This window comes from Sphaerotilus uruguayifluvii (genome assembly GCF_013294065.1).
Taxonomy (GTDB): domain Bacteria; phylum Pseudomonadota; class Gammaproteobacteria; order Burkholderiales; family Burkholderiaceae_C; genus Sphaerotilus; species Sphaerotilus uruguayifluvii.
Genome location: NZ_JABSNM010000033.1, coordinates 1 through 25,813 on the forward strand (window position 1 = coordinate 1; position 25,813 = coordinate 25,813).

General features: G+C 70.7%; 18 protein-coding genes. 13 read left to right on the forward strand and 5 right to left on the reverse strand.

Going from position 1 to position 25,813, the window contains the following annotated elements; translation table 11 throughout:
• The first annotated feature begins 106 nt into the window (after positions 1-106).
• Genes HNQ01_RS21545 through HNQ01_RS21560 form a run of 4 tightly spaced genes read left to right on the forward strand, consistent with a single transcriptional unit; the run spans position 107 to position 3,991 of the window.
• Positions 107-904: an outer membrane lipoprotein-sorting protein gene (locus HNQ01_RS21545; protein WP_217427650.1), complete on the forward strand. Its 798-nt coding sequence runs from the start codon at positions 107-109 to the stop codon at positions 902-904.
• Positions 905-909: 5 nt separating this feature from the next.
• Positions 910-2,007: a hypothetical protein gene (locus HNQ01_RS21550; RefSeq protein WP_173807576.1), complete on the forward strand. Its 1,098-nt coding sequence runs from the start codon at positions 910-912 to the stop codon at positions 2,005-2,007.
• The gene (locus tag HNQ01_RS21555; RefSeq protein WP_173807577.1) at positions 2,007-3,143 is read left to right on the forward strand and encodes a sensor histidine kinase; all 1,137 of its coding nucleotides are present in this window, start codon (positions 2,007-2,009) and stop codon (positions 3,141-3,143) included. The genes HNQ01_RS21550 and HNQ01_RS21555 overlap by 1 nt, the downstream gene beginning before the upstream one ends.
• Positions 3,140-3,991 (forward strand): LytR/AlgR family response regulator transcription factor, encoded by an 852-nt coding sequence (locus HNQ01_RS21560; protein ID WP_173807578.1) that lies wholly within the window; start codon positions 3,140-3,142, stop codon positions 3,989-3,991. The genes HNQ01_RS21555 and HNQ01_RS21560 overlap by 4 nt, the downstream gene beginning before the upstream one ends.
• A 26-nt stretch (positions 3,992-4,017) precedes the next feature.
• Here HNQ01_RS21560 and HNQ01_RS21565 read toward each other — a convergent pair whose 3' ends face one another.
• On the reverse strand, positions 4,018-4,365 hold the full coding sequence (locus tag HNQ01_RS21565) for a hypothetical protein (RefSeq protein ID WP_173807579.1): 348 nt from the start codon (positions 4,363-4,365) through the stop codon (positions 4,018-4,020).
• Between the two features lie 564 nt (positions 4,366-4,929).
• Here HNQ01_RS21565 and HNQ01_RS21570 point away from each other — a divergent pair.
• Positions 4,930-6,753, forward strand: coding sequence for a glutamine--tRNA ligase/YqeY domain fusion protein (locus HNQ01_RS21570; protein WP_173807580.1), 1,824 nt, complete (start codon positions 4,930-4,932; stop codon positions 6,751-6,753).
• A 31-nt stretch (positions 6,754-6,784) separates the two neighbouring features.
• On the opposite strand, the gene HNQ01_RS21575 is transcribed toward HNQ01_RS21570, so the two are convergent.
• Positions 6,785-7,588 (reverse strand): hypothetical protein, encoded by an 804-nt coding sequence (locus HNQ01_RS21575; RefSeq protein WP_173807581.1) that lies wholly within the window; start codon positions 7,586-7,588, stop codon positions 6,785-6,787.
• A 366-nt stretch (positions 7,589-7,954) separates the two neighbouring features.
• Between HNQ01_RS21575 and HNQ01_RS21580 the strand changes: the two genes are divergently transcribed.
• Entirely contained in the window at positions 7,955-8,164 is a 210-nt protein-coding gene (locus HNQ01_RS21580) for a hypothetical protein (protein ID WP_173807582.1), read from the forward strand.
• Here the strand turns inward: HNQ01_RS21580 and HNQ01_RS21585 are convergent.
• A complete protein-coding gene (locus HNQ01_RS21585) occupies positions 8,086-9,147 on the reverse strand; it encodes a tRNA dihydrouridine synthase (protein ID WP_173807583.1) in 1,062 nt (353 codons plus the stop codon). The genes HNQ01_RS21580 and HNQ01_RS21585 overlap by 79 nt on opposite strands.
• A 119-nt stretch (positions 9,148-9,266) precedes the next feature.
• On the opposite strand from HNQ01_RS21585, the gene HNQ01_RS21590 reads away from it, so the two are divergent.
• A complete protein-coding gene (locus HNQ01_RS21590; protein ID WP_173807584.1) occupies positions 9,267-10,316 on the forward strand; it encodes a hypothetical protein in 1,050 nt (349 codons plus the stop codon).
• Positions 10,317-10,345: 29 nt separating this feature from the next.
• Here HNQ01_RS21590 and HNQ01_RS21595 read toward each other — a convergent pair whose 3' ends face one another.
• A complete protein-coding gene (locus HNQ01_RS21595) occupies positions 10,346-11,245 on the reverse strand; it encodes a DUF808 domain-containing protein (protein ID WP_173807585.1) in 900 nt (299 codons plus the stop codon).
• Positions 11,246-11,309: 64 nt separating this feature from the next.
• On the opposite strand from HNQ01_RS21595, the gene HNQ01_RS21600 reads away from it, so the two are divergent.
• Both HNQ01_RS21600 and HNQ01_RS21605 read left to right on the forward strand, forming a co-directional pair.
• Positions 11,310-11,969, forward strand: coding sequence for a YceI family protein (locus HNQ01_RS21600; RefSeq protein ID WP_173807586.1), 660 nt, complete (start codon positions 11,310-11,312; stop codon positions 11,967-11,969).
• 193 nt (positions 11,970-12,162) lie between these two features.
• Positions 12,163-12,378, forward strand: a complete 216-nt coding sequence (locus HNQ01_RS21605) for a hypothetical protein (RefSeq protein WP_173807587.1) — start codon at positions 12,163-12,165, stop codon at positions 12,376-12,378.
• 26 nt (positions 12,379-12,404) lie between these two features.
• Here the strand turns inward: HNQ01_RS21605 and phoB are convergent, their stop codons facing one another.
• On the reverse strand, positions 12,405-13,106 hold the full coding sequence (gene phoB, locus HNQ01_RS21610) for a phosphate regulon transcriptional regulator PhoB (RefSeq protein WP_173807588.1): 702 nt from the start codon (positions 13,104-13,106) through the stop codon (positions 12,405-12,407).
• A 315-nt stretch (positions 13,107-13,421) separates the two neighbouring features.
• Here phoB and HNQ01_RS21615 point away from each other — a divergent pair, with 315 nt between their 5' ends.
• From HNQ01_RS21615 to HNQ01_RS21630, 4 genes are all read left to right on the forward strand, one after another.
• Positions 13,422-20,480 (forward strand): calcium-binding protein, encoded by a 7,059-nt coding sequence (locus HNQ01_RS21615; protein WP_173807589.1) that lies wholly within the window; start codon positions 13,422-13,424, stop codon positions 20,478-20,480.
• 338 nt (positions 20,481-20,818) lie between these two features.
• On the forward strand, positions 20,819-22,996 hold the full coding sequence (locus HNQ01_RS21620; RefSeq protein WP_173807590.1) for a type I secretion system permease/ATPase: 2,178 nt from the start codon (positions 20,819-20,821) through the stop codon (positions 22,994-22,996).
• A gap of 27 nt (positions 22,997-23,023) precedes the next feature.
• Complete coding sequence (locus tag HNQ01_RS21625) at positions 23,024-24,463, forward strand: HlyD family type I secretion periplasmic adaptor subunit (RefSeq protein ID WP_286181082.1); 1,440 nt, start codon at positions 23,024-23,026, stop codon at positions 24,461-24,463.
• 16 nt (positions 24,464-24,479) lie between these two features.
• On the forward strand, positions 24,480-25,772 hold the full coding sequence (locus tag HNQ01_RS21630) for a lipopolysaccharide biosynthesis protein (RefSeq protein WP_173807591.1): 1,293 nt from the start codon (positions 24,480-24,482) through the stop codon (positions 25,770-25,772).
• The last annotated feature ends 41 nt before the right edge of the window (positions 25,773-25,813 follow it).

Sequence of the window (25,813 nt, forward strand, 5' to 3'; positions counted from 1 at the left end):
GGAAGAACTGCGAGCGCTGGCTCAACACCAGCCTGCAGTTCGTCCATCTCGCCTTTCTGGCCTTGCTCCTCAGGAGATCGTGAACACGCTCTGAGGAACATCGATCATGAACAAGCTCATGGACAAGCTCTTTCCGCTGCGGCCGCTGCTGCTGGCCGCCCTCTGCGCCGCTGCCGCCCTCTGCGCCGCTGCCGCCCTCTGCGCGCCCGCCCGGGCCGCGGACCCCGGCCCCGACGTCGCCCGCCTGCTCGCCGACGCCGACCGCTTCCGCATGACCGACGACAACCTCGTCGTCGAGACGCGCGTCACCACCACGTCGCCCGACAAGGAGCGGCTCTACACCGTGTACGCGCAGAGCGGCCGGCGCTCGCTGGTCGTCATGCGCTCGCCGGCCGAGCAGGGCCAGAAGGTGCTGATGCTGGGCGACGACTTCTGGCTCTTGATGCCGGGCACGCAGCGGCCGATGCGCATCACGCCGATGCAGAAGCTGCTCGGCGACGCCTCGACCGGCGACATCGCCACGCTGCGCTGGTCGGAGGACTATGCCGCGACGCTGGTCGGCGCCGAGCCCTGCGTCGAGGGCGCGCCGGCCGCCTGCTGGCACCTGAGCCTGACGGCGCAGCGCAAGGGCGTCAGCTACGCGCGCATCGAGCTGTGGCTCGGCCGCGCCCACCACGATCCGGTGCGCGCCGACCTGTACGTGCAGTCGGACAAGCTGGCCAAGCAGGCACGCTTCGTTCCCGACCGGCCGAACCGGCCGACGCAGATCGACGCGATGGAGCTGAGCGACCAGCTCGGCAACGGCCGGCGCACCCGCATCGAGTACCTGTCGCGTCAGGCGCGCCGCGTGCCGGAGTCCTGGCTGAACCCGATGGCGCTGGTGCGCAACCCGACGCTGGAGTGAGCCTGATGACACCGATCGCGCCCCTGCCGCTGTCCCTGGTCGTGGCCGCGCTGGCGATGGCCGTGGCTCCCGCGGCCCGCGCCGACGATGCGGCACCGACGCCGGCCTCGACCCGCTTCGCGCTCTCGGGCGAGCTGCGGCTGGCGCGCGAGTTCCAGCAGCCGGCCGCCACCGGCGCCTGGGCCGAGGCGCAGGCGCGCTGGCCCGGGCGCCTCGCCGCGCCGCGCCACCGCAGCAGCGCGCAGGTCCAGCTGCGCGCCGACGCCCGCCGCGCGCTCGACGCACAGACCGGCCTGGGCCTGCATCTGGACGCCCAGACCGCGCTGCAGCGCACCGACGGCGACGCGCAGATCGCCACGCCGGGCCGCGTCAACGAGCTCTACGCCCACCTCGACCTCGCCGACTGGCAGCTCGCCGCCGGCCGGCGCATCGTCGCCTGGGACGTCGGCCAGGCCTTCCGGCCCAACGACGTGGTGCAGCGCGAGGAACGCCGCCCGCTGCTGCCGACCACGCCGCAGGGCCGCGCGGTGCTGCAGGCCGAGCAGGTCGATGCCGACAGCGCCACCAGCCTGGTCGCGGTCGAGCCGCAGCGCGAGGCGGCCGAGCGCGCGCTGGCGCTGCGCCACTTCCGCCGCCTGGGCGCGCTGGACGCCTATCTGCACGCCGACTGGCGCCAGGACCGCCGCGCCGGCCTCGGCGCCGCGCTGGCCTGGGTCGCCAGCGACGCGGTGGAGCTGCACGCCTCGACACGCTGGGAGCCGCACCAGGCGCGCCACCAGACGCTGGCCGGGCTGAGCTGGACCGGCGGCCCGGACCTGACGCTGCTGGCCGAGGCCTGGCATGACGGCACGGCCGCGAGCCGCGCCGCGCAGCGCAACCTCTATCTGCGCGCCAGCCTGAAGAGCGGCGCCTGGGAGCCGTCGATCGATCTGCTCTGGCAGCCGCGCGACGGCGGACGCAGCCTCGGCGCCGGCCTGCGCTGGAGCGGCGACCGCTGGCGCGTCGATGCCGCGTGGCGCCGCCTCGGCGGCCCACAGGATGCTGCGATGCGCCAGGGTCCGCTGCGCCAGAGCGGCGCGATCGCGGCGACACTGGCGTTCTGATGCCTCACACCGAAGCTCTCCCCTCGCCGCAGCCGCTGCACCACGGCATGGCGCGCCGCGCGCTGTGGACGGTCGGCGCCTGCGCGCTGATCGCCGTCTTCCTGCACACCCTGATCGGCGACCCGCTGGGCGTCTCGCTGGTGTATTCGCTCGCGATCGGGCTGAGCTGCTGGGCGCTGATCGACGTCGGCCGGCTGCTGGCGGTGCGCTGGCGCCTGGCGCGCGATCCCGGCGACGTGCCGGCCGCGCACGGCTGGCCCGGCTGGGGCTGGATGAGCGCGCTGATCCTGGTCGGCACCGCGCTGGGATTCCGCGGCGGCTCGCACCTCGGGGCCTGGCTGAGCGGCCAGCCGATGGTGCACCACGGCCCGCTGCAGCACGACGGGGTCGGGCCGATGATGCTGGTCACGCTGACCGTCGGCCTGGTGCTGACCACCTTCCAGTCGCTGCAGAGCCGCCGGCTGCTGGCCGAGGCCGAGGCCGAGGCGGTGCGCCGCCTGGCCGCCGAGACCCGCCTGAAGCTGCTGGAAAGCCAGCTCGAGCCGCACATGCTCTTCAACACCCTGGCCAATCTGCGGGTGCTGGTCGACCTGGACCCGCCGCGCGCGGGCGTGATGCTCGACCACCTGATCGACTTCCTGCGCGCCACGCTGCAGGGCTCGCGGGTGGCCGAGCATGCGCTGGCCGACGAGTTCGCCCGGCTGCGCGACTACCTGGCGCTGATGCAGGTGCGCATGGGCGAGCGGCTGGAAAGCCGCTTCGAGCTGCCGCCCGAACTGGCCGCGCGGCCGGTGCCGGCGCTGCTGCTGCAGCCGCTGGTCGAGAACGCGATCCGCCACGGCCTGGAGCCCGGCATCGACGGCGGCCGGCTGACGGTGCGCGCCGAGCAGGTCGACGGGCGGCTGCGCCTGACGGTGCACGACACCGGCGTCGGCCTGGACCCCGCGCCCCGGGCGGGTGCCGTGTCGCCGGGCACCGGCTTCGGCCTCGACCAGGTGCGCGAGCGGCTGCGCACGCTGCACGGCGATCAGGCGCAGTTCACGCTGCAGACGGTGGCGGACGGGACGCTGGCCTGCGTCGAGCTGCCGCTGCCGGCCACCCTTTCAACCTCGAACGAAGGAGAACCGGCCCGATGAACCCCGACCTGGACGCCAGCGCGCTGATCGCCGAGGACGAGCCGCTGCTGGCCGCGCACCTGCGCCACGCGCTGCAGCAGGCGTGGCCGGCGCTGCGCATCGTCGGCGTGGTGGCCAACGGAGCGCAGGCGCTCGAGCGCACGCTGGCGCTGCGGCCGCAGATCGTGTTTCTCGACATCCGCATGCCCGGCCTGGACGGGCTGGAGGTCGCCCGCGCGCTGGCCGAGGACTGGCCGGAGGCCGACGCGGCCGGCTTCCCGCTGCTGGTGTTCGTGACCGCCTACGACCAGCACGCGGTGCAGGCCTTCGAGCTGCAGGCGGCCGACTATCTTCTCAAGCCGGTGCAGCCGGCGCGGCTGGCCCACTGCCTGGACCGGCTTCAGGGGCGTCTGCAGGCGCAATCGCAGCAGCGTCTGCAGCCGAGCACGCCGCAGACCCCGCCGCCACTGTCGGCGCTGCTGGGACAGCTCGAGCAGCTGGTCCGGGCGACCGAGCCGGCCGGCGCCGCTCGCCCGGCCGCCGCGCGGCTGGAGGTCATCGCCGCCCAGCAGGGCAGCATCACCGAGATGATCCCGATCGAGGAGGTCATCTATTTCGAGGCGGCGGACAAATACCTGCGCGTCATCACCTCGCGCGGCGAACACCTGATCCGGATGTCATTGCGAGAATTGATCACGCAGATTGATGATCAGCGTTTCTGGCAGATCCACCGCGGGGTGGTGGTCCAGGCGCGCTGCATCGCGCGGGCGGTCCGCGACGAACAGGGGCGCACGACCCTGGTGCTGAAGGACCGGCCCGAGATCCTGAATGTCAGCCGCGTCTTTGCGCCGAGATTTCGGGGAATGTGAAGCCGTCCACATTCCACGGGGGGTTTTCAGCCGATGCGGCCTTCCTGGAAAGCCTTCTGCAGCTCGACGAGTTCCTCGAGAACCTCGAAGGCGAAGCCGCGGCGGTTCGGGCGCGAGCTGATGAACAGGCTGTCGAAGTACTCCTCGCGGGCGCGCCGGTCGTTCTTCAGCAGCGCCAGCCGGTTGATGATGTGCGGGTGGCGTCGCGCGGTGATCGCCGGGCGCACCGGCACCGGCAGCTCCTGCAGCCAGCGCGCGCCGAAGGGCGTCAGCCGCTCGCCCGCGGGCGTCAGGTCCAGCGGCGGCCGCGAGGGCGCGAATCCCTTCATCGGATCGACCCGCGACGAGGTCTGCGGCTCGGTGCGCTCGGCCACCGGCGAACTCGTCCGGGACGGCGGAGAAACCATCGAGAAGAAAGATTGTCTGAACATGGCCGGCTCCCGCGATATGTGTGCTTGTGACGATTGTGCATCGTGTTACCAGATGATGCGCAAATCGGGGATTGCAAATTGCCGAATCCGGCACGGCTTTTCCATTGCGTGAGCCTGCAGAAGGCTCATCGCGCGGGCCTGCGGCTGATTTTCCGGTCACCGCCTGCCCCTTTCATGGAAAACACGCACCCAACTTCCGGACAGGTCGATGCTCTCCCGCAGCAGCAGAACAGGGGGAATCCCTTCCGTAATGTGCGAAATCACCTGTTACGGGAAAACCCGGAATCCGGACTGGCAACCAAATGTAATGCCGCCTGTGCGCAGGATCATCCGGCGAGCCTCCCGCCGATGCGGGGGCATCGGCCGCGACGGCCTGACGCTCGCGCAGTTCGGGGCACGGACCCGGGCCGCACGGGCCGCGCTGGCTACAATCGATCGATCCCGGCGGCCCGGCCTTGCGGCGGCCGCCGCCCTGCATCAGCCCCGACGCTGTCCCTGTCTCACTTCATGAGCGACGCGAACCACACCCCCGCCGACGGCTCCGGCCCGGAACACAAGACCAGCAACTTCCTGCGCGCGATCATCGAGCGCGATCTCGAGCAGGGCAGCTACGCCAGCCGCCGCTGGGCCGGCACGCCCGGCGACGGCGCGCACCACGGCCAGGGCGAGCCCGACCCGGCGAAGATCCGCACCCGCTTCCCTCCCGAGCCCAACGGCTACCTGCACGTCGGCCACGCCAAGAGCATCTGCCTGAACTTCGGCCTGGCGCGCGACTATGGCGGCGTCTGCCACATGCGCTTCGACGACACCAATCCGGAGAAGGAGGAGAAGGAATACGTCGACTCCATCCTCGACGCGGTGCAGTGGCTGGGCTTCGGCTGGGAATCGTCCTTCGGCGGCAGGACCGAGAGCCATCTCTACTACGCCAGCGACTACTTCGACTTCATGTACCGCGCGGCCGAGGCGCTGGTCCAGGCCGGTCTGGCCTACGTCGACGAGCAGACGCCCGAGCAGATGCGCGCCAGCCGCGGCGACTTCACCACGCCCGGCACCGACAGCCCCTTCCGCGCCCGCTCGCCCGAGGAGAACCTCGCGCGCTTGCGCGAGATGCGCGACGGCCGGCACGCCGACGGCGCGATGGTGCTGCGCGCGAAGATCGACATGGCCTCGCCCAACATCAACCTGCGCGATCCGGCCATCTACCGCATCCGCCGCGCCACGCACCACAACACCGGCGACCGCTGGTGCATCTATCCGATGTACACCTTCGCGCACCCGATCGAGGACGCGCTGGAGAACATCACCCACTCGATCTGCACGCTCGAGTTCGAGGACCAGCGCCCGTTCTACGACTGGCTGCTCGACAAGCTCGCCGAGCTGGGGCTGCTGGCACGCCCGCTGCCGCGCCAGTACGAGTTCGCGCGCCTGAACCTGACCTACGTGATCACCAGCAAGCGCAAGCTCGCGCAGCTGGTCAACGAAGGCCATGTCAGCGGCTGGGACGACCCGCGCATGCCCACCATCGTGGGCCTGCGCCGGCGCGGCTACACGCCCGAGAGCCTCCAGCTCTTCGCCGAGCGCATCGGCGTGACCAAGGCCGACAGCTGGATCGACTACTCGACGCTGGAGATCGCGCTGCGCGACGATCTGGAGAACAAGGCGCACCGCGGCATGGCGGTGCTCGACCCGGTCAAGCTGGTGCTGACCAACTGGGACGAGGTGATGGGCGCCGGCCACCTGGAGCCCTGCTCGCTGCCGGCCCTGCCGCATGTCGCCGAGGGCCGGACGCCGCCGCCGGCGCGCGAGTTCACGATCGGCCGCGAGGTCTGGATCGAGCGCGAGGACTTCGCCGAGGTGCCGCCCAAGGGCTACAAGCGCCTGTTCCCGGGCAACAAGGTGCGCCTGAAGGGCGGCTTCGTGGTCGAGTGCACCGGTTGCGAGAAGGACGCCGACGGCCGCGTCACCGCGGTGCTGGCAACCGTCGTGCCCGACACCAAGAGCGGCACGCCCGGCGCCGATGCGGTCAAGGTCAAGGCCGCGATCACCTGGGTCGGCGTGGCCGACGGCGTCGCCGCCGAGGTGCGCCTGTACGACCGCCTGTTCACCGACGCGCACCCGGACGCCGGCGGCAAGGATTTCAAGGCCAGCCTGAACCCGGACAGCTGCCGCGTCATCACCGCCTATGTCGAGCCCTCGCTGGCCCAGGCCGTGCCCGACCAGAAGTTCCAGTTCGAGCGCCACGGCTACTTCGTCGCCGACCGCCAGGACCATGCGCCGGGCCGCCCGGTCTTCAACCGCATCACCGGCCTGAAGGACAGCTGGGGCAAGTGACGCCCCGTCCCCGCCGGCCGCCAGCGCTCGCTCAGGCGGCCTTCGGCGGCCGGCCGCGTGCACCCGCCTGCGCGTCAGGCAGGTCACGCAGCCGCTGGCGCAGCTGACGCTGCTCCAGCCGCAGATTGGCCTGAAGGTCCGACAGGTTCAGCACCAGGTCGCGCAGCCGGCGCAGGTCGTCGGCCGAGCCCTCGCCCGCCAGCAGCGGCATCGGGCCGGTGGCGAGATCGCCGAAGTTCGACTGGTTCGTCGAGCCGCTCATGCGCTCGCGCAGATCGCCGAACTGGTGGCCGATCTGCTGGCCCAGCTGTTCGCCGCTGCGCTGCAGCGCCGTGTCCAGACCGGACAGACGCTGCTCCAGCCGCTCGAAGCGGTCGCGCAGCGAGTCGTCGGTGGCCGCGCCCATCGCCTGCACCCGGCCGTATTCGCCGACCAGCGACTCCCGGCAGGCCTCGACCTGGCGGGTCAGCGTCTCCATCTGCCGGGCCAGCTCGACGTGCTGGGCCTGCAGGGCCGGCGACGGCAGGTCGGCCGGTGCGCCGGCGAGCATGCGCTCGCTGCGGGCCCGGTACCACGACATGCAGCCGCCCAGGATGGCCGCCCCCAGCCACACCGCCGCCACCAGCATCCAGCGCCGTGCCTCGGCGATGTTGGGCGCCTCGTTGATGTCGGGCACCGGCAGCAGCGTCGACGGCGACTTGAAGTGCAGCCGAGCCAGGTCGTCGTTCAGGTAGTCCAGCAGGCGGTGCCAGGCCACCAGCGCCGGCACCAGCCAGCCACAGGCCAGCAGCACCCGTCCCATCATCTTCATGCTGCGCATCGGATCGGCTCTCATCGCGTCAAGGCTCCCATCTTCATGCCCGATGCCCCCGCATCGGTTCCATCGCTTACCAATTATCACAATCCCCGCGGACACACATGATCCGCCCCTGGAGCGACGCTGCGGCTCCCCGCGGCCGAGGTGAGCGCAAGCCCGGGACAAGAAAATCCGTGGAACCCGTCACGCCGGATCCGGTCGAAAACCTCGGCAGCCCTCGGTCTCGCGTCGTACCAAGCCACTGCACGGACGTTCGAAGCTGCAACCCGACCGGCCCGGACGACACGCTTTGATGCGCCTGTTGCCCGAGCCGCCAGGCCCGGCACGGCATCACGCCGAACAATGCTGGCCACAAGATCCACGACGACAAGGAAGGAGTCCGACATGTCCGACAAGCACGCCCCTGCCGCCGACACCTCGCCGCCGCTGTGGCGCCGTCTGCAGCGCATGCTGCGCAGCGACGGTCATGCCGCCAGCGGTCCGGTCGAGACCGACACCGCGCGGATGGACCTGGGCTACGAGGCCGCGTATGCGCCGGCACCGATGCCGGACATCGAGTCGGCCGCCCCGAGCGGGGATCGCGGCGCCGGCTGAGCGGCGCGGGTGGCCTGGTCGAGCAGTTCGGCGGCCCGGTGCACGCCGAACAGCCCGCGCGCGATCTCGCGCGAATCGGTCACCGTGCGCAGCCGCAGATAGGCCTCGCCGGCCTGCGGGTGGCGCTGGCGCAGGAACTGCAGCCACTGCTTGAGCCGGCCGGCGCGGTAGCCGGGCTCGAAGTGCCGGCCCACCAGCAGCCAGAAGTCGGCCAGCAGCTCCAGCACCGCCGGCCAGTCGAGCCCGTGCCGGCCGGCGCTGGCGATCGCGATCGCCAGGCCCGGATCGGCGACGATGCCGCGCCCGAGCATCAGCGCGTCGCAGCCGGACTCGCGCAGGCAGCGCCGGGCATCGTCGAGCGACCAGATCTCGCCGTTGGCGACGATCGGCAGGCCGGGCAGCGCCTCGCGCAGGCCGGCCAGGCGGTCCCAGTAGGCCGGGGGCCTGTAGCCCTGGGCCTTGGTGCGCGCATGCACGACGATCTCGCAGGCGCCGCCCTCGGCGGCGGCACGCGCCGCGTCGAGCGCCTGCGCGTCGTCGTCCACGCCCAGGCGCATCTTCGCCGACACCGGCATCGAGGCCGGCACCGCCCGGCGCACCGCCGAGACGATGCGCCACATCAGCTCGGGCTGGTCGAGCAGCGCCGCGCCGCCGCCGTGGCGGTTGACCACCTTGGCCGGGCAGCCGAAGTTCAGGTCGATGCCCGCCGGCCCCAGCCCGGCCAGCCGCGCGGCGTTGTCGGCCAGGCACGCGGGATCGGAGCCCAGCAGCTGCGCGCGCACCGGCACGCCCGCCGGCGTGCGCGCGCCGTCGCGCAGCTCCGGCACGATGCGGTGGAAGACGCGCTCGGGCAGCAGCGTGTCGGTCACGCGGATGAATTCGCTGACGCAGCGCTCGATCGCACCGGCGCGGGTCAGCATGTCACGGAGAACAAAATCCAGCAGGCCCTCCATCGGGGCCAGCAGCAGTCGGGGAGCGCTCATGGCCGAGAGTGTCACCGATGGCACGCGCACGCCGGCCGGCAGCCCGGACTCGCACTGAAAGAGCTGCCCCCGCAGCGCATAATCCGGCACCCGCCTCCCCCCGACCTGCCCCGAACCTCATGGCTCTCTACCGATGCAACCGCTGCGGGCACCTGTCCGAGCAGGCCGATGAACTGATCGGCTCGTCGCAGCCCTGCCCGTCCTGCCGGACCGAGAACACCGTCTACCCGACGGTGCGCTTCGTGCAGTCGATGCTGACGCGCTATTTCGCGGCCAAGCGCGAGCTGACCGCCGCCCGCACCGAGATCGAGACCCTTCGCGTGCAGGCGGCCGAAGCCGCGCAGGCCGCGGCCCAGGAGGCCCCGGCCTCGGTCTACTCGATGCCGATGGACTTCGACCCGACCAGCTCGGACCACTTCTGCAGCAAGGTCCAGGTCGCGCCGGTGCTCGACTGGCTGCGCCAGCACCAGGCCACCGTCGACCTCGACCCGCGCGCGCTCGACACCTCCGGCCCCTTCGACGCGATCGCCGGCCAGATCGCCGAGCAGCCGCGCCTGCTCGGCGAGATCGTCGAGCGGGTGCGCAATGCGCAGAAGCAGGACTACAGCTTCATCAACCTCGACCTGAGCCGGCGCACGCCCGAGGACTCCTGCGCGCTGCGCGACTTCTGCCAGGAGCTCGCCCAGGGCGGGCTGCTGGCCAAGTACCTGTCGCAGCCGGGCGATCCGGTGGTGCGGCTGTCGCTGCACCGCTCGCCCGAGAACCGGCACTTCTTCGACGGCGGCTGGCTCGAGTGGTGGTCCTTCATGCTGGCGCTGCGCCACCTGCTCAACGTCGGCGCGGACTTCTCGGTCGGGCGTGACATCGGCCTGTCCTGGCCGAAGGACGACGGCCACCGGCTCGATGCGCTGTTCCTGCTCGACAGCCGCCGGCCGCTGGCGCTGCAGTGCCTGACCGGCGACCCGGCGCCGCACATCGACCGGCTGCTGCACCTGCGCGACCGCCTGGGCATCGCCCCGGCGCACTACCTGCTGTGCGCCTCCGACCTGAGCGCCCGCCAGGCCGAGTCGCTGACCCAGCGCACCGGCCTGCCGGTGGCCACGCTCGACACCCTCAAGCCGATGCTGCGCGAAGCGGTGCGCTCGCTGCGCCAGAAGCCGGTGCGCTGAAGGCGCGCCCCGCGCGCTCCACCGGGCGCTCAGCGACCGCGCAGGCGCTGCACCAGCGTGACGGCCGCCAGCACCAGCGCGCCGGCGACCACGCCGACCAGCGCATCGGCCAGCGCCGACACCAGCGGTGCCAGCGCGCCGGCGCCCGCCGCCAGCGGCTCGACCGCATGGTGCACCGCCGGCAGGCCATGGGCCAGGATGCCGCCGCCGACCAGGAACATGGCCACCGTGCCGGCGACCGCCAGCACGCGCATCAGCCGCGGTGCGGCCTGCAGCAGCAGCCGGCCGAGCGCGACCGCACGGCCGCGCCGCACCATCCAGGCGCCGGCATCGTCCATCTTGACGATCGCGCCGACCAGGCCGTAGACACCGGCCGTCATCAGCACCGCCACGCCGGCCAGCACCGCCGCCCGCGTCGGCAGGTCGGCATCGGCCACCGTGCCCAGCGTGATCGCGATGATCTCGCCCGACAGGATGAAGTCGGTGCGGATCGCGCCGCGGATGCGTTCGCGCTCGAAGGCGACCAGATCGACCGCCGGATCGGCCAGCGCGGCCGACAGCCCGGCACGGTGCGCCTCGTCCTCCTCCGGAGCGTGCAGCCAGCGATGCGCCAGCTTCTCGAAGCCCTCGAAGCACAGGTAGGCGCCACCGACCATCAGCAGCGGCGTGATCAGCCACGGCGCGAACAGGCTGATCAGCAGCGCCACCGGCACCAGGATCGCCTTGTTCAGCAGCGAGCCCTTCGCGACGGCCCAGACCACCGGCAGCTCGCGCTCGGCCGACACGCCGCTGACCTGCTGCGCATTGAGCGCGAGATCGTCGCCGAGCACGCCGGCGGTCTTCTTCGCGGCCACCTTGGTCAGCAGCGCGACATCGTCGAGCACGGTGGCGATGTCGTCGATCAGCGCGAGCAGGCTGGCTGCGGCCATGGGGTTCTCTCCTTGTGGTCGATGCGGGAATCCGCCGCCATCCTAGCTCAGGCACCATCACGGCATGAGCCTGCCCACCTCCCCACCTCGCACCCGCCCGTCCCTGCTGCCGGCCGGCCTGGCGCTGCTGTGCGCCCTCTGCACCGCGCCCGCGCGGGCCGACGAGCGCACGCCGCCACTGCCGGTCTACCGGATCGACCCGAGCCACACCTTCGTGCACTGGGAGGTGCTGCACATGGGCACCTCGACCAGCCGCGGCCGCTTCGAGCGCATCGAGGGCAGCACCGCCTTCGACGGCCCCGGCCGGCGCATCGACATCGGCCTGCGCATCGACACCCGCTCGGTCAGCACCGGATCGGCGCCCTTCGACGCGGTGCTCAAGGGCGCGCAGCTGCTGGCGGTCGAGGAGCATCCCGAGGCCTGGTTCGTCGCCCGCCAGGCCGACTTCGACGGCGAGCAGCCGCGGCGCATCCGCGGCGAGCTCACGCTGCGCGGCCGCAGCGAGCCGCTGACGCTGGAGGCGGTGCGCTGGAAGTGCGGGCTGAACCTGCTGTTCCGCCGCGAGGTCTGCGGCGGCGACTTCGAGGCGCGGCTGTCACGCTCGACCTTCGGCATGACGCTGGCCGCCGGGCTGGTCTCGGACGAGGTGCTGCTGCGCATCCAGGTCGAGGCGGTGCGCGACCCGCAGGCCGACGGCGCGCCGGGGGGCGCCACGAAGCGGTGATCTGACCGCTCTTTGCCCTGCTGTTACGACTGCGACGGACAGACCGACGCTATTGCACGGTCCTGTCCTGCAAGGGCGCTCGCCGCTGCCTTACCTTTGCCGACATCGGGATCACGCAGACTGGATTCCATCGGGAACACGGTCGCGAAGACCGGCACCAGGGTCCGTACCAGCATCGTCAAGGAGTACCGTCATGCATGCCAAGACCTGCGAAGCACAGCATTACGAACTGCGCTTCCGCTCGCTGTTCAACGAAGGCCGCGGCCTGAGCTTCCCCTGCGACGAGCATGGCGAAGTGCCGCTGGACCAGCTCAGCGAGCGTGCGGTGATGAACTACCTCTACGCCCGCGCCTGCATCGGCATCGAATACGCCTACCCGTCGGTGATGCTCAGCGATCACCTGCACTGAGACCGCACGGCTCCCGGCGCCCCGGCTCAGGCCGCCATGCGCCCGGCGCTCGAGCTCAGGCGATAGCCGGCGCCGCGCACCGTCTCGATCATGTCGGCGCAGCCGACCGGCTGCAGCGCCGCTCGCAGCCGCTTGATGTGCACGTCGACGGTGCGCTCCTCGATGAAGACATGGTCGCCCCAGACCCGGTCGAGCAGCTGCGGCCGGCCGTGCACCCGTTCCGGGTAGGTCATCAGGAAGCGCAGCAGACGGAACTCGGTCGGGCCGAGCGCGACCTCGGTCTGGCCGGCCCGCACCCGCCGCGTGACCGGATCGAGCCGCAGGATGCCGACCTCGACCGCGCTTTCCAGCGCCTCGGGCAGGCGCCGGCGCAGCACCGAGCGGATGCGCGCCATCAGCTCGGTCGTCGAGAAGGGCTTGGACAGGTAGTCGTCGGCGCCCGCATCGAGGCCCTGCACCATGTCGCGCTCGTCGCTGCGCGCCGTCAGCATGATGATCGGCAGGTCGCGGGTGCGCGCATCGGCGCGCCAGCGCCGCGCCAGCGCCACGCCCGGCTCGCCCGGCAGCATCCAGTCTAGAACCACCAGATCCGGCAGCGAGTCGCGCACCGCCTGCACCGCCTCCTCCGAGGTCGGAGCGACGCGGACCTCGTGGCCCTCGAAGCGCAGGTTCATCGACAGCAGCTCGGCGATCGCCGGCTCGTCCTCGACGACAAGGATGCGTCCCATGGTCGTTGTCTTTCGGTGTGGCGCCAGCCCGCCGGGCCGGCCTGTGGATCAGCGAATGGTGACGACTCTAGGCAGGACCGATGAAGTTTTCGTGACAGGTGGCAGCAAGGGAAAGGCCCCTCGAACATGGGGCATCTCGAAAAAATATTCCCTGATTGCTAGCAGCAGGGCGCCCACCCCCCCCCTGATCCAGGTGACAGAGCGAAAATTTGCTCTTTATATGAACAAAATGAAAATAGGCGCACATCTTGTTTGCAAAACAAAAACAATTTGTCGCCCAAATATTTATTTGCTTCATCTCACGGGGGTAATTTCATGAGTGCAGTCGGAACAGTCATTGCGGGTACCAGCGTACGCGACAGCATCATCGGCACCAGCGGCAATGACACGATTTATGCAGGCGGGGGCAAGGACACCATCTTGGCCGGAGCAGGTGACGACCTGATCTACGGGGATGCTTATGCTTCGGCCACAACTGACCCGGTACGGCTCAACACCAGCCGCTGGGACACTCTTGATGGCGGCACTGGTGCTGACACCATGATCGGTGGTCTGGGCCATGACAAGTACATCGTCGACAACGTCAGCGACATGGTCATCGAGGATGACGTCAGGGACGAGAATGGTCTGATCGAATATGACTGGGTCGAGAGCAGCATCAGCTACACGCTGCCGACCAACGTCGAGGATCTCACGCTCACGACAACTGCGGATCTGAACGGCAAGGGCAACGCCTCCAACAACCTGATCACCGGCAACGCCGGCCGCAACGTTCTCGACGGCGCCGCCGGCTCCGACGAGATCCATGGCGGGGATGGCGACGACCTCCTCGTCGGGGGTGGCACGGCGGCCGAAGCGACGACCTCCGATGCGCTGTACGGGGACGCCGGCAACGACACGCTGGTCGGCGGCACCGGCAAGAACTGGATCTACGGCGGCACCGGCGACGATGTCGCCAGCGGCGGCGATCACGGCGTCAACTGGGTCTTCGGTGGCGAAGGCAACGACCTGCTCAACGGCGGCGCGGCGGCCAACTACCTGTATGGCGAGAGCGGCGACGACCGGCTCGCGGCGGGTGCCGGCGACAACTGGCTGATGGGCGGCGACGGCAACGACACGCTGACCGCCGGCAATGCCAGCGCCACCAGCTACAACTCGCTGTGGGGCGATGCCGGTGACGACCTGGTCCAGGGGGGCCTGGGCCGCAACACGATCGTCGGCGGCGCCGGCAACGACACGCTGGTCGGCGGCCAGCTGGCCGCGGACAACCTGCTCAGCGGCGGCGACGGCAACGACATGCTGCAGGGCGGTGCACAGGCCGTCAACACGCTGTACGGCGACGCCGGCGACGACACTCTCACCGGCGGCACGAAGTCCGACACGCTCGACGGCGGCACCGGCAACGACACGCTCGTCGGCGGCAGCGGCGGCAGCTACCTCTACGGCAACGCCGGCAACGACACGATCCGCTCCGGCAGCACCACACAGGAGGACACGGTCGACGGCGGCACCGGCAACGACCTGCTGGTCCTCGACCGCGGCACGAACTGGGTCAAGCTCTACCGCGGCGACGGCAGCGACACGATCGCCGGCGCGACCGCCGAGACCGAAGCCGACACCACGCTGGCGGCGGTCTCCAACCGCATCCTCTTCGACAAGGAGATCGCGATCGCCGACGTCTCGCTGGCCTGGGCCGGCGACACGCCGTCGGACCTGATCATCACGGTGCGCAACCCGTCGGGAGCGGCCGACACGATCCGCGTCACGAACTTCAGCCTGGCCGGCTCGCTGGCAGCGGTCGAGTTCGCCGACGGCTCGGTCTGGACCCGCGAGGCGATGCTCGCGAGCCTGCCCTACGAGAACCTGATCACCGGCACCGCCGCGGCCGACACGCTCGTCGGCGGCAGCGGCCGTGACCTGATCCTCGGCCAGGACGGCAGCGACCTGATCGACGGCGGCGCCGGCAACGACAGCCTGATCGGCGGCGCCGGCGACGACACCCTGCTCGGCAACACCGGGGACGACACCCTGATCGGCGGCACGGGCAACGACGCCTATCGCGTCGGCAGCAGTGCCGACGTGGTCACGGAGCTGGCCGGCGAAGGCAGCGACACCGTCGAGGCCCATGTCAGCTACACGCTGGGCAGCAACGTCGAGAACCTGGTGCTGGCTGGCGCCGGCAACTTCTCGGCCGGCGGCAACGCGCTGGACAACCGGCTGACCGGCAACAGCGGCCAGAACCTGATCGAGGGCGGCGCCGGCAACGACACGATCGACGGCGGCCTGGCCGGCGACACGATGGCCGGCGGCAGCGGCGACGACGTCTACTACGTCGACAGCAGCGCCGACCTGGTCATCGAGGCCGACGGCGAAGGCAACGACATCGTCTACAGCAGCGCCGCCAGCCTGACGCTGAACGGCTCGGTCGAGACGGTGATCCTGACCGGCAATGGCAACCTGCAGGTCACCGGCAGCACCAGCGCCAACCGCCTGATCGGCAACAGCGGCCACAACGCGCTGTACGGCAGCGCCGGCAACGACACGCTCGAGGGCGGTGCCGGCAACGACACGCTGTTCGGCGACGCCGGCGACGACCAGATGATCGGCGGCATCGGCGACGACCTCTACCGGGTCGGCAGCAGCGGCGACGTGGTCACCGAGCGGGCTGGCGAAGGCAGCGACACCGTCGAGGCCTCGATCAGCTACACGCTGGCCGAGCAGGTCGAGACGCTGCGGCTGATCGGCAGCGATGGCATCGCCGCACGCGGCAACGCGCTCGACAACCTGATCACCGGCAACGCCGGCTCGAACCTGATCGAGGGCGATGCCGGCAACGACACGCTCGACGGCGGCACCGGGGGCTACGACACCCTGGCCGGCGGCACCGGCGACGATGTCTACCTGGTCGACCGCACCACGACGAGCGTCATCGAGGCCGCAGGCGAAGGCACCGACACCGTCCGCGCCAGCATCGCCTATACGCTCGGCAGCAGCGTCGAGAACCTCGAGCTGTCCGGCAGTGCCAGCCTGTCCGGCACCGGCAATGCCCTGGACAACCGCATCACCGGCAACACAGGCAGCAACCTGCTCGACGGCGGTGCCGGCAACGACACGCTGATCGGCCTGGCCGGCAACGACACCCTGCTGGGTGGCAGCGGTGCCGACTCGATGGCCGGCGGTGCCGGCGACGACTTCTACCGCGTCGGCGAAGCCGGCGACACCGTCGCCGAAGCCATGGGCGAAGGCAACGACACCGTCGAGTCCTTCATCAGCTACACGCTGGGCGACAACCTCGAGAACCTGATCCTGGGCAGCGGCGAGCAGCCGCTCGACGGCACCGGCAACGCACTGGCCAACCGTCTCACCGGCAATGGCGGCCTGAACGTTCTGAGCGGCGGTGCAGGCAACGACACGATCGATGGTGGAGCCGGCGGAGACACGATGTACGGCGGCAGCGGCGACGACATCTACATCGCCGACAGCTCGAAGGACCACGCCGAGGAACTCGCCGGCGAAGGCGACGACACCATCTACAGCAGCGCTGCGCTGCTGAAGGTCTACGGCGAAGTCGAGCATGTGATCCTGACCGGCAGCAGCGACCTGGCCGCGCTGGGCAGCGCCACCGCCAACGAGATCATCGGCAACGCCGGCAACAACCAGATCGACGGCGGCGCCGGCAACGACACGCTGATCGGCGGCGCCGGCAACGACACGCTGCTGGGCAACATCGGCTCGGACTCGATGGTCGGCGGCACCGGAAATGACTTCTACCGCGTCGGCGAGTCCGGCGATGTCGTCGTCGAGATGGCCGGCGAAGGCAACGACACCGTCGAGGCCTATGTCAGCTACACGCTGGGCAACAACGTCGAGAACCTGGTGCTCGCCGGCGAGGTCCTGACCCTGTCGGGCACCGGCAACGCACTCGACAACGCCCTCACCGGCAACTCCGGCAGCAACCTGCTGTCCGGCGGTGCCGGCAACGACACGCTCGACGGCGGCACCGGCGGCTGGGACACGCTGGTCGGTGGCGCCGGCAACGATGTCTACATCGTCAACCGCAGCAACGTCTCCGTCACCGAAACCGGCAGCGAAGGCACGGACACCGTGCGCACCAGCCTGTCGAGCTACACGCTGGGCAGCAACGTCGAGAACCTGGAACTCACCAGCAGCACCGGCGCCAGCGGCATCGGCAACGCGCTGGACAACCGCATCACCGGCGGCGCCGGCGACGACACGATCGTCGGCGATGCCGGCAACGACACGATGATCGGCGGCGCCGGCAACGACACCTACGTCGTCGGCAGCACCGGCGACGTGGTCCAGGAAACCGCCAACGCCGGCATCGACTCGGTCCAGAGCTATGTCAGCTACACGCTGGGCGACAACGTCGAGAACCTGACGCTGGTCGGAGCCGGCTATGTCAACGGCACCGGCAACGCGCTCGACAACGTGCTGACCGGCAACGCGTTCGACAACCTGCTGTCCGGCGGCGCCGGCAACGACACGCTCGACGGCGGCACTGGTGGCTGGGACATGCTGGTCGGCGGCGCCGGCGACGATGTCTACATCGTCAACCGCAGCGGCGTCTACATCACCGAGACCGCTGGCAATGGTACCGACACCGTGCGCACCAGCCTGTCAAGCTACATGCTGAGCAGCAATGTCGTGATCGAGAACCTGGAACTCACCAGCAGCACCGGCGCCAGCGGCACCGGCAACGCGCTGGACAACCGCATCACCGGCGGGGCCGGCAACGACACCCTCAACGGTGGCCTCGGCAACGACACGATGATCGGCGGGGCCGGCAACGACACCTACGTCGTCAACAGCGCCGGCGACGTGGTCCAGGAAGCTGCCGGTGCAGGCACCGACACTGTCCAGTCCCAGGTCAGCTACACGCTGGGGGGCAACCTCGAGAACCTGACGCTGATCGGAGCCGGCTACGCCAACGGCACCGGCAACGCGCTCGACAACGTGCTGACCGGCAACACGCGCGCCAACATGCTCGACGGCGGCGCCGGCGACGACACGCTCGATGGCGGCACCAGTGGCAACGACACGCTGATCGGAGGATCCGGCAACGATGTCTATCTGGTCAACCGCACGGGCGTGACGGTCACCGAGACGGCAAGCAATGGCACGGACACCGTGCGCACCAGCCTGTCGAGCTACACGCTGGGCAGCAACGTCGAGAACCTGGAACTCACCAGCAGCACCGGCGCCAGCGGCATCGGCAACGCGCTGGACAACCGCATCACCGGCGGCGCCGGCGACGACACGATCGTCGGCGATGCCGGCAACGACACGATGATCGGCGGCGCCGGCAACGACACCTACGTCGTCGGCAGCGCCGGCGACGTGGTCCAGGAAACCGCCAACGCCGGCATCGACTCGGTCCAGAGCTATGTCAGCTACACGCTGGGCGACAACGTCGAGAACCTGACGCTGGTCGGAGCCGGCTATGTCAACGGCACCGGCAACGCGCTCGACAACGTGCTGACCGGCAACGCGTTCGACAACCTGCTGTCCGGCGGCGCCGGCAACGACACGCTCGACGGCGGCACTGGTGGCTGGGACATGCTGGTCGGCGGCGCCGGCGACGATGTCTACATCGTCAACCGCAGCGGCGGCATCGCCATCACCGATACCGCCGGCACGGACACCGTGCGCACCAGCCTGGCCAGCTACACGCTGGGCAGCAGCATCGAAAACCTCGAGCTGACCCGTGACACCGGCGCCAGCGGCACCGGCAACGCGCTGGACAACCGCATCACCGGCGGGGCCGGCAACGACACCCTCAACGGTGGCCTCGGCAACGACACGATGATCGGCGGGGCCGGCAACGACACCTACGTCGTCAACAGCACCGGCGACGTGGTCCAGGAAGCCGCTGGTGACGGGACGGACACGATCGTCTCCTCGCTGATCGCCTACACGCTGGGCAGCAACGTCGAGAACCTCGAACTGGCCAGCGGGGCTGGCAACGGCACCGGCAACATCCTGGCCAACCGGCTCACCGGCAACGCCGCGAACAACTACCTCGACGGCGGCTCCGGCAACGACACGCTGATCGGCGGCTCCGGCAACGACACGCTGCAGGGCGGCTCCGGCAACGACATGATGTCCGGAGGCATCGGCGATGACCTCTATTTCGTCGGCAGTGCCGACGACGTGGTCCAGGAACTGGCTGGCGAAGGCAACGACACCGTTCAGAGCTACGTCAGCTATGCACTGGGCGACAACGTCGAGAACCTGACGCTGGTCGGTACAGGGCGCATCAACGGCACCGGCAATGCGCTCGACAACGTGCTGATCGGCAACGCGTTCGACAACCTGCTGTCCGGTGGCGCCGGCAACGACACGCTCGACGGGGGCACCGGCGGCTGGGACACGCTGGCCGGCGGCAGCGGCGACGATGTCTACATCGTCAACCGCAGCAGCGGCATCGCCATCACCGATACCGCCGGCACGGACACCGTGCGCACCAGCCTGGCGAGCTACACGCTGGGCAGCAGCATCGAGAATCTCGAACTGACCAGCACCGGCAGCGCCAGCGGCACCGGCAACGCGCTGGACAACCGCATCACTGGCGGAGCAGGCGACAACGACCTCTATGGGGGTTTCGGCAACGACACGCTCATCGGCAATGGCGGCAACGACACGCTGAGGGGCGAAGCGGGCAGTGACGTGATGGCAGGGGGGGCCGGAAACGACGTCTACTACATCGGCGACGCAGGCGACGTGATCCAGGAACTGGCCGGCGAAGGCGTCGACACCGTCACCGTCTCGGTGGGCTCGTCCTACACGCTGGGCAGCAACGTCGAGAACCTGGTGCTGGGCGGCAATCTCATGTCGGGCACCGGCAATGCAGCGAACAACGTGATGACCGGCAATGCGGCCTACAACGTGCTCTACGGCCTGGCCGGAGACGACACGCTGGTCGCCACGATCGGCTGGGACACGCTGGTCGGCGGCAGCGGCAGCGACACCTACCAGGTCAACCGCGGAGCCTCCAACAGCACGACCCAGGTCGCGGTCGTCCGCGAGAACGACCTCAGCGGCAGCGACACGTTGCAGTTCGGTGCCGGCATCAGCCACAACCAGCTGTGGTTCGCGCGCGAAGCCAACAGCAACAACCTGCGCGTCACGGTGATCGGCACGAACACCTCGGCCCGGATCGAGAACTGGTTCGCTGGCAGCCAGTACCAGGTCGAGCGCATCGTCGCCGGCGACGGACAGGCCCTGCTGGCCTCGCAGGTCAGCACGCTGGTCAACGCCATGGCCTCGTTCAGCGCGCCGACCCTGGGCACGACGACGCTGCCCACGAGCACCAGCACGGCGCTGACGACCGTGATCGAGGCCAACTGGAACTGACCCCGAGGGGACCCGCCCCCTGAAACGATGCCCCGGCACGGCCGGGACACCGTGCCAACCCCGCAGTGGCTCACGCCCTGCGGGGTTTTTTCCATCGATCACCCCTGCATGAGGGGGACAGGAAAAAACCGCCGGCGCGCCCCCTCCTGGACAATGCCCCGAAATGAAAAACGGCAGGGTCGCGCAGAGGGCTGGAGCCCGACCCGCGACGGGCTCGGCCAGAGAGCCCGGGCTCGTCCAGAGCCTGCGCGAGACCCGGGCGACGCACGAGCAGCACGCGTCGCCGCGGCCTCTGCCGGATGACACCACGAACGCTGCGGGCTGGGGAATCACGAACGATGTACAGGGAAGAACCGACCGACGGCGGCCACGCCGCACCACTGCCTGCGCAGCCTGCCGCGACGCCCGAGCCGCCCGCGGTCGACAGCGTGCTGACCTGCCTGGCGATGATGGCGCGGCTGCACGGCCAGGCCGCCGACACCGACCAGCTCGCGCACGAGTTCCGTGCCGGCGAGCGCATGACGCCCGACGAGGTGCTGCTGGCCGCCCGGCAGCTCGAGCTGCAGACGCGCAAGGTGACGACCTCCTTCGACCGGCTGGCCACCACGCCGCTGCCGGCGATGGGCCTGGGCCCGGACGGCGAGGCCTTCATCGTGGCGCGCGTCGACGGCGAGCGCGTGCTGGTGCAGTGCCCGCGCGCCGGCCGGCCCGAGACGCTCGATCGCGACGCGCTGATGCAGCGCTGGAGCGGCGAGCTGCTGCTGTTCACCTCCCGGGCCTCGATCGCCGGCGAGATGGCGCGCTTCGACTTCAGCTGGTTCGTGCCGGCGGTCATCAAGTACCGCCGCCTGCTGCTGGAGGTGCTGGCCGTCAGCCTGGTGCTGCAGGTCTTCGCGCTGGTCACGCCGCTGTTCTTCCAGGTGGTGATGGACAAGGTGCTGGTGCACCGCGGCTTCACGACGCTCGACGTCATCGCCGCCGGCCTGGTGGTGGTGGTGCTGTTCGAGGTCAGCCTGACGGCGCTGCGCACCTATGTCTTCGCGCACACCACCAGCCGCATCGACGTCGAGCTCGGCGCGCGGCTGTTCCGCCACCTGCTGGCGCTGCCGCTGTCGTACTTCCAGGCCCGGCGCACCGGCGACTCGGTGGCGCGGGTGCGCGAGCTGGAGAACATCCGCTCCTTCCTGACCGGCCACGCGATCACGCTGGTGCTCGACCTGCTGTTCTCCAGCGTCTTCCTGGCGGTGATGTGGTTCTACAGCCCGTGGCTGACGCTGGTGGTGCTGGTGTCTCTGCCGGCGTACATGGCGATCTCGCTGGGCTTCACGCCGGTGCTGCGTGCCCGGCTGCACGAGAAGTTCAACCGCAGCGCCGAGAACCAGGCCTTCCTGGTCGAGACCATCGGCGGCATCGACACCGTCAAGTCGATGGCGGTCGAGCCGCAGTGGACGCGCCGCTGGGACAACCAGCTCGCCGCCTACGTGTCGGCGAGCTTCCGCACCGCCACCATCGGCACGCTGGCCAACGGCGGCGTCACGCTGGTCAGCCGCCTGGTGAGCGTGGGCACGATGTACCTGGGCGCGCGGCTGGTGATCGCCGGCGACCTCAGCATCGGCCAGCTCATCGCCTTCAACATGCTCGCCGGCCAGGTGGCTCAGCCGGTGATGCGCCTGGCGCAGCTGTGGACCGATTTCCAGCAGACCGGCATCTCGGTGCAGCGCCTGGGCGACATCCTCAACACCCGCACCGAGATCGCCGGCACCAAGGGCAGCCTGCCGCCGGTGCGCGGCCAGATCGAGTTCGACCGGGTGAGCTTCCGCTACCGCCCGGACGCGCCGGAGGTGATGCGCGAGCTGAGCCTGAAGGTCGGCGCCGGCGAGGTGATCGGCATCGTCGGGCGCTCCGGCTCGGGCAAGAGCACGCTGACGCGCCTGGTGCAGCGGCTGCACGTGCCCGAGCGCGGCCGGGTGCTGGTCGACGGCGTCGACCTGGCGCTGGTCGACTCGACCTCGCTGCGCCGCCAGATCGGCGTGGTGCTGCAGGAGAACGTGCTGTTCAACCGTACCCTGCGCGAGAACATCGCGCTGAGCGACCCCGGCGCGCCGCTGGAGCGGGTGATGCAGGCCGCGCGGCTGGCCGGTGCGCACGAGTTCATCACCGAGCTGCCCGAGGGCTACGACACCATGGTCGGCGAGCATGGCTCGACGCTGTCGGGCGGCCAGCGCCAGCGCATCGCCATCGCGCGCGCGCTGATGGGCAACCCGCGCATCCTGATCCTCGACGAGGCCACCAGCGCGCTCGACTACGAGAGCGAGCGCATCATCCAGAACAACATGCGCGCGATCTGCCAGGGCCGCACGGTGATCATCATCGCCCACCGGCTCTCCGCGGTGCGCGACGCCCACCGCATCATCGCGATGGACCGGGGCCGCATCGTCGAGGCCGGCACCCATGCCGACCTGCTCGCCCGCCCCAACGGCCTGTACGCCCACCTGCACCGCATGCAGCAGGCCTGAGCGCCCTGCCCGACCGGAGACCCCGAGATGTCGATGACGACCAACCTGAGGATGCGCGGGCACGCCGCGGCCGAGCTGCTGCAGCGCTACCGCCGGGTGTTCGGCCTGGCCTGGGCCGAACGCGACGCGATGGAGCCGCCGAAGCGGCTGGCGCACGAGCTGCAGTTCCTGCCGGCGACGCTGGCGCTGCAGGAAACCCCGGTGTCGCCCGCGCCGCGGGTGGCGATGTGGGCGATCACCGGCTTCTGCGCGATCGCGGCGACCTGGGCCTGCGTGGGCCGGATCGACATCGTCGCCACCGCGCAGGGGCGGGTCGTGCCCAGCCTGGGCAGCAAGGTGGTGCAGCCGGTCGAGACCGCCACGGTGCGCGCGATCCATGTGCGCGAGGGCCAGGAGGTGCATGCCGGCGACCTGCTGGTCGAGCTCGACGCGACCCAGTCGAGCGCCGACAGCAGCCGCCTGGAGGGCGAGATCGCCGACGCGAGGCTGCGCGCCGCACGGGCCCGTGCGCTGCTGGCCGCGCTGGACGGCGCGCGCGCGCCGGTGCTCGAGACGGTGGCCGGCGTGCCGCCGGCGCGCCTGGCCGAGACCGCCGAGCTGCTGCGCAGCCAGCACCAGGAATTCCTCGCCGGCCAGGGCCGGCTCGACGCCGAGCTGGCCCGCATCGAGGCCGAGACGCAGACCACCCAGGAATCGGTGCGCAAGATCGAGGCGACGCTGCCGCTGGCCGAGCGCCGCGCGCAGGACTACCGCGAGCTGGCCGACCAGAACTTCGTCTCGCGCCACGGCTACCTGGACCGCGAGCAGCAGCGACTGGAGAAGACCTCGGACCTGGCGGCGCTGCGCAGCCGGCTCAACGAGATCGAGGCCTCGCGCCAGACGGTGCAGCGCCAGAAGGCCGAGCTGCTGGCACAGACCCGCCGCACCGCGCTGGACGCGCTGGCCGAGGCGCGCCAGCGCATCGACTCGCTCGGCCAGGAGCTGCGCAAGGCCGACAGCCGCAGCCACCTGATGCAGCTGAGCGCGCCGGTCGACGGCACGGTGCAGCAGCTGGCGGTGCGCACCGTCGGCGGCGTGGTCACGCCGGCGCAGCCGCTGATGGTCATCGTGCCGCGCGACGAGACGCTCGAGGTCGAGGCCCTGGTCGACAACCGCGACATCGGCTTCGTGCGCGAGGGCGAGGAGGCGGTGGTCAAGGTCGACACCTTCCAGTTCACCCGCTACGGCACGATCTCCGGGCACATCGTCTCGGTCTCGCACGACGCGATCAGCGACGACAAGCGCGGACTGGTCTACTCGACGCGGGTCAAGCTGGACCGCCACAGCCTCGACATCGACGGCACCGAGGTCGCGCTGACGCCGGGCATGAGCGTCAGCGTCGAGGCCCGCATCGGCCAGCGCCGCATCATCGAGTTCTTCCTGAGCCCGCTGCTGCGCGCCTCCGCCGAGAGCCTGCGCGAACGCTGAGGCCGGGCACCGCACGATGCTGCTGCAGTCCTTCCTGCTGTCGCTGGGCACCTCGGTCGGCATGGCCGGCACCGGCTTCGCCACCAGCGTGCTGCTGGCGCGCCTGCTCGAGCCGGCCGCGCGCGGCGAGCTCGCGGCGCTGATGCTCGCCGGCATGCTCGCCGCCGGCAGCGCCCAGCTCGGCCTGGGGCCGGCCTTCGTCTACGCGCACCGGCGCCATCGGCTGCCGCCCGGACTGCGCCGCGCCGGCCTGGCCGCGGTCGCGCTGGCGGCGCTGCTGATCGGGCTGGCCTGGCAGCAGGCGCAGTTCGGCGCCGGGCGCTGGAGCGGCACGCCGCTGCTGGTGCTGCTGGCGCTGGTGCAGGCGCTGCACCTGCACGCCTGCGCGCTGGCGCAGCGCCACGACGGCCTGCGCCTGTTCAACCTGCTGCGCGGCCTGCCGACGCTGACCACCGCGGCGCTGCTGGCCGGCCTGGCGCTGGCCGGCCGGCTCGACCCGGCCGCCGCGGCGCTCGCCACCACCACCGGCTTCGCGCTGGCGGTCGCGGTGGCGCTGCGGCGCGATGCCGACCTGCCGCACGGCAGCGACGCCGCCGCCGCACAGGACGATCCGCCCTGGCGGCTCGCCAGCCACCTGCGCTACAGCCTGCACTACCACCTGACGGTGCTGCTGGGCATGCTGTCGACCAACGTCGACAAGCTCTGGCTGTCGTGGAGCGGCCAGGCGCAGGCGCTCGGCCTGTACACCGTGGCCTACGCGACCTCGAGGCTGATCGGCCTGGTGCAGGAAGCGGCCTCCGGCGCGCTGTTCTCGCGCCATGCCGGCCGCGACGAGGCGCGCATGAACGAGGCGGTCGCGCGGGTCTTCCGCATGACCTTCCATCCGCTGCTGCTGCTGTGCGCGCTGCTGTCGCTGGCGGCGCTGGCGCTGTGGGTGCCGGTGTTCGGCACGGCCTATGCCGGCGCGCGCGGCGCCTTCATGCTGCTGCTGCTCGAATGCGTCGTCGGCGGCGCGAGCTGGCAGCTGGCGCAGCGCTTCGCCGCCTCCGGCCAGACCGGCACCGTCGCGGCACGCCAGATCCTCGCGCTGCTGCCGCTGCTGGCGCTGCTGCCGTGGATCGGCCGCCACGACCCGGTGCTCGAGCTGGCGGGCGCCACGCTGCTGTCGTCGCTGCTGCGGCTGGCGCTGACGCTGGGCTTCCTGCGCCACCGCGCCGGGCTGCGGCTGGCCACGCTGCTGCCCCGGCTCGACGACTACCACCCCGTGATCGACCACCTCCGGCAGCTCCGCCTGTCGCGCATCCGATGACCGCTGCAATCCCCGCGGGCGCCTGCGCCCTTCCCCATGCC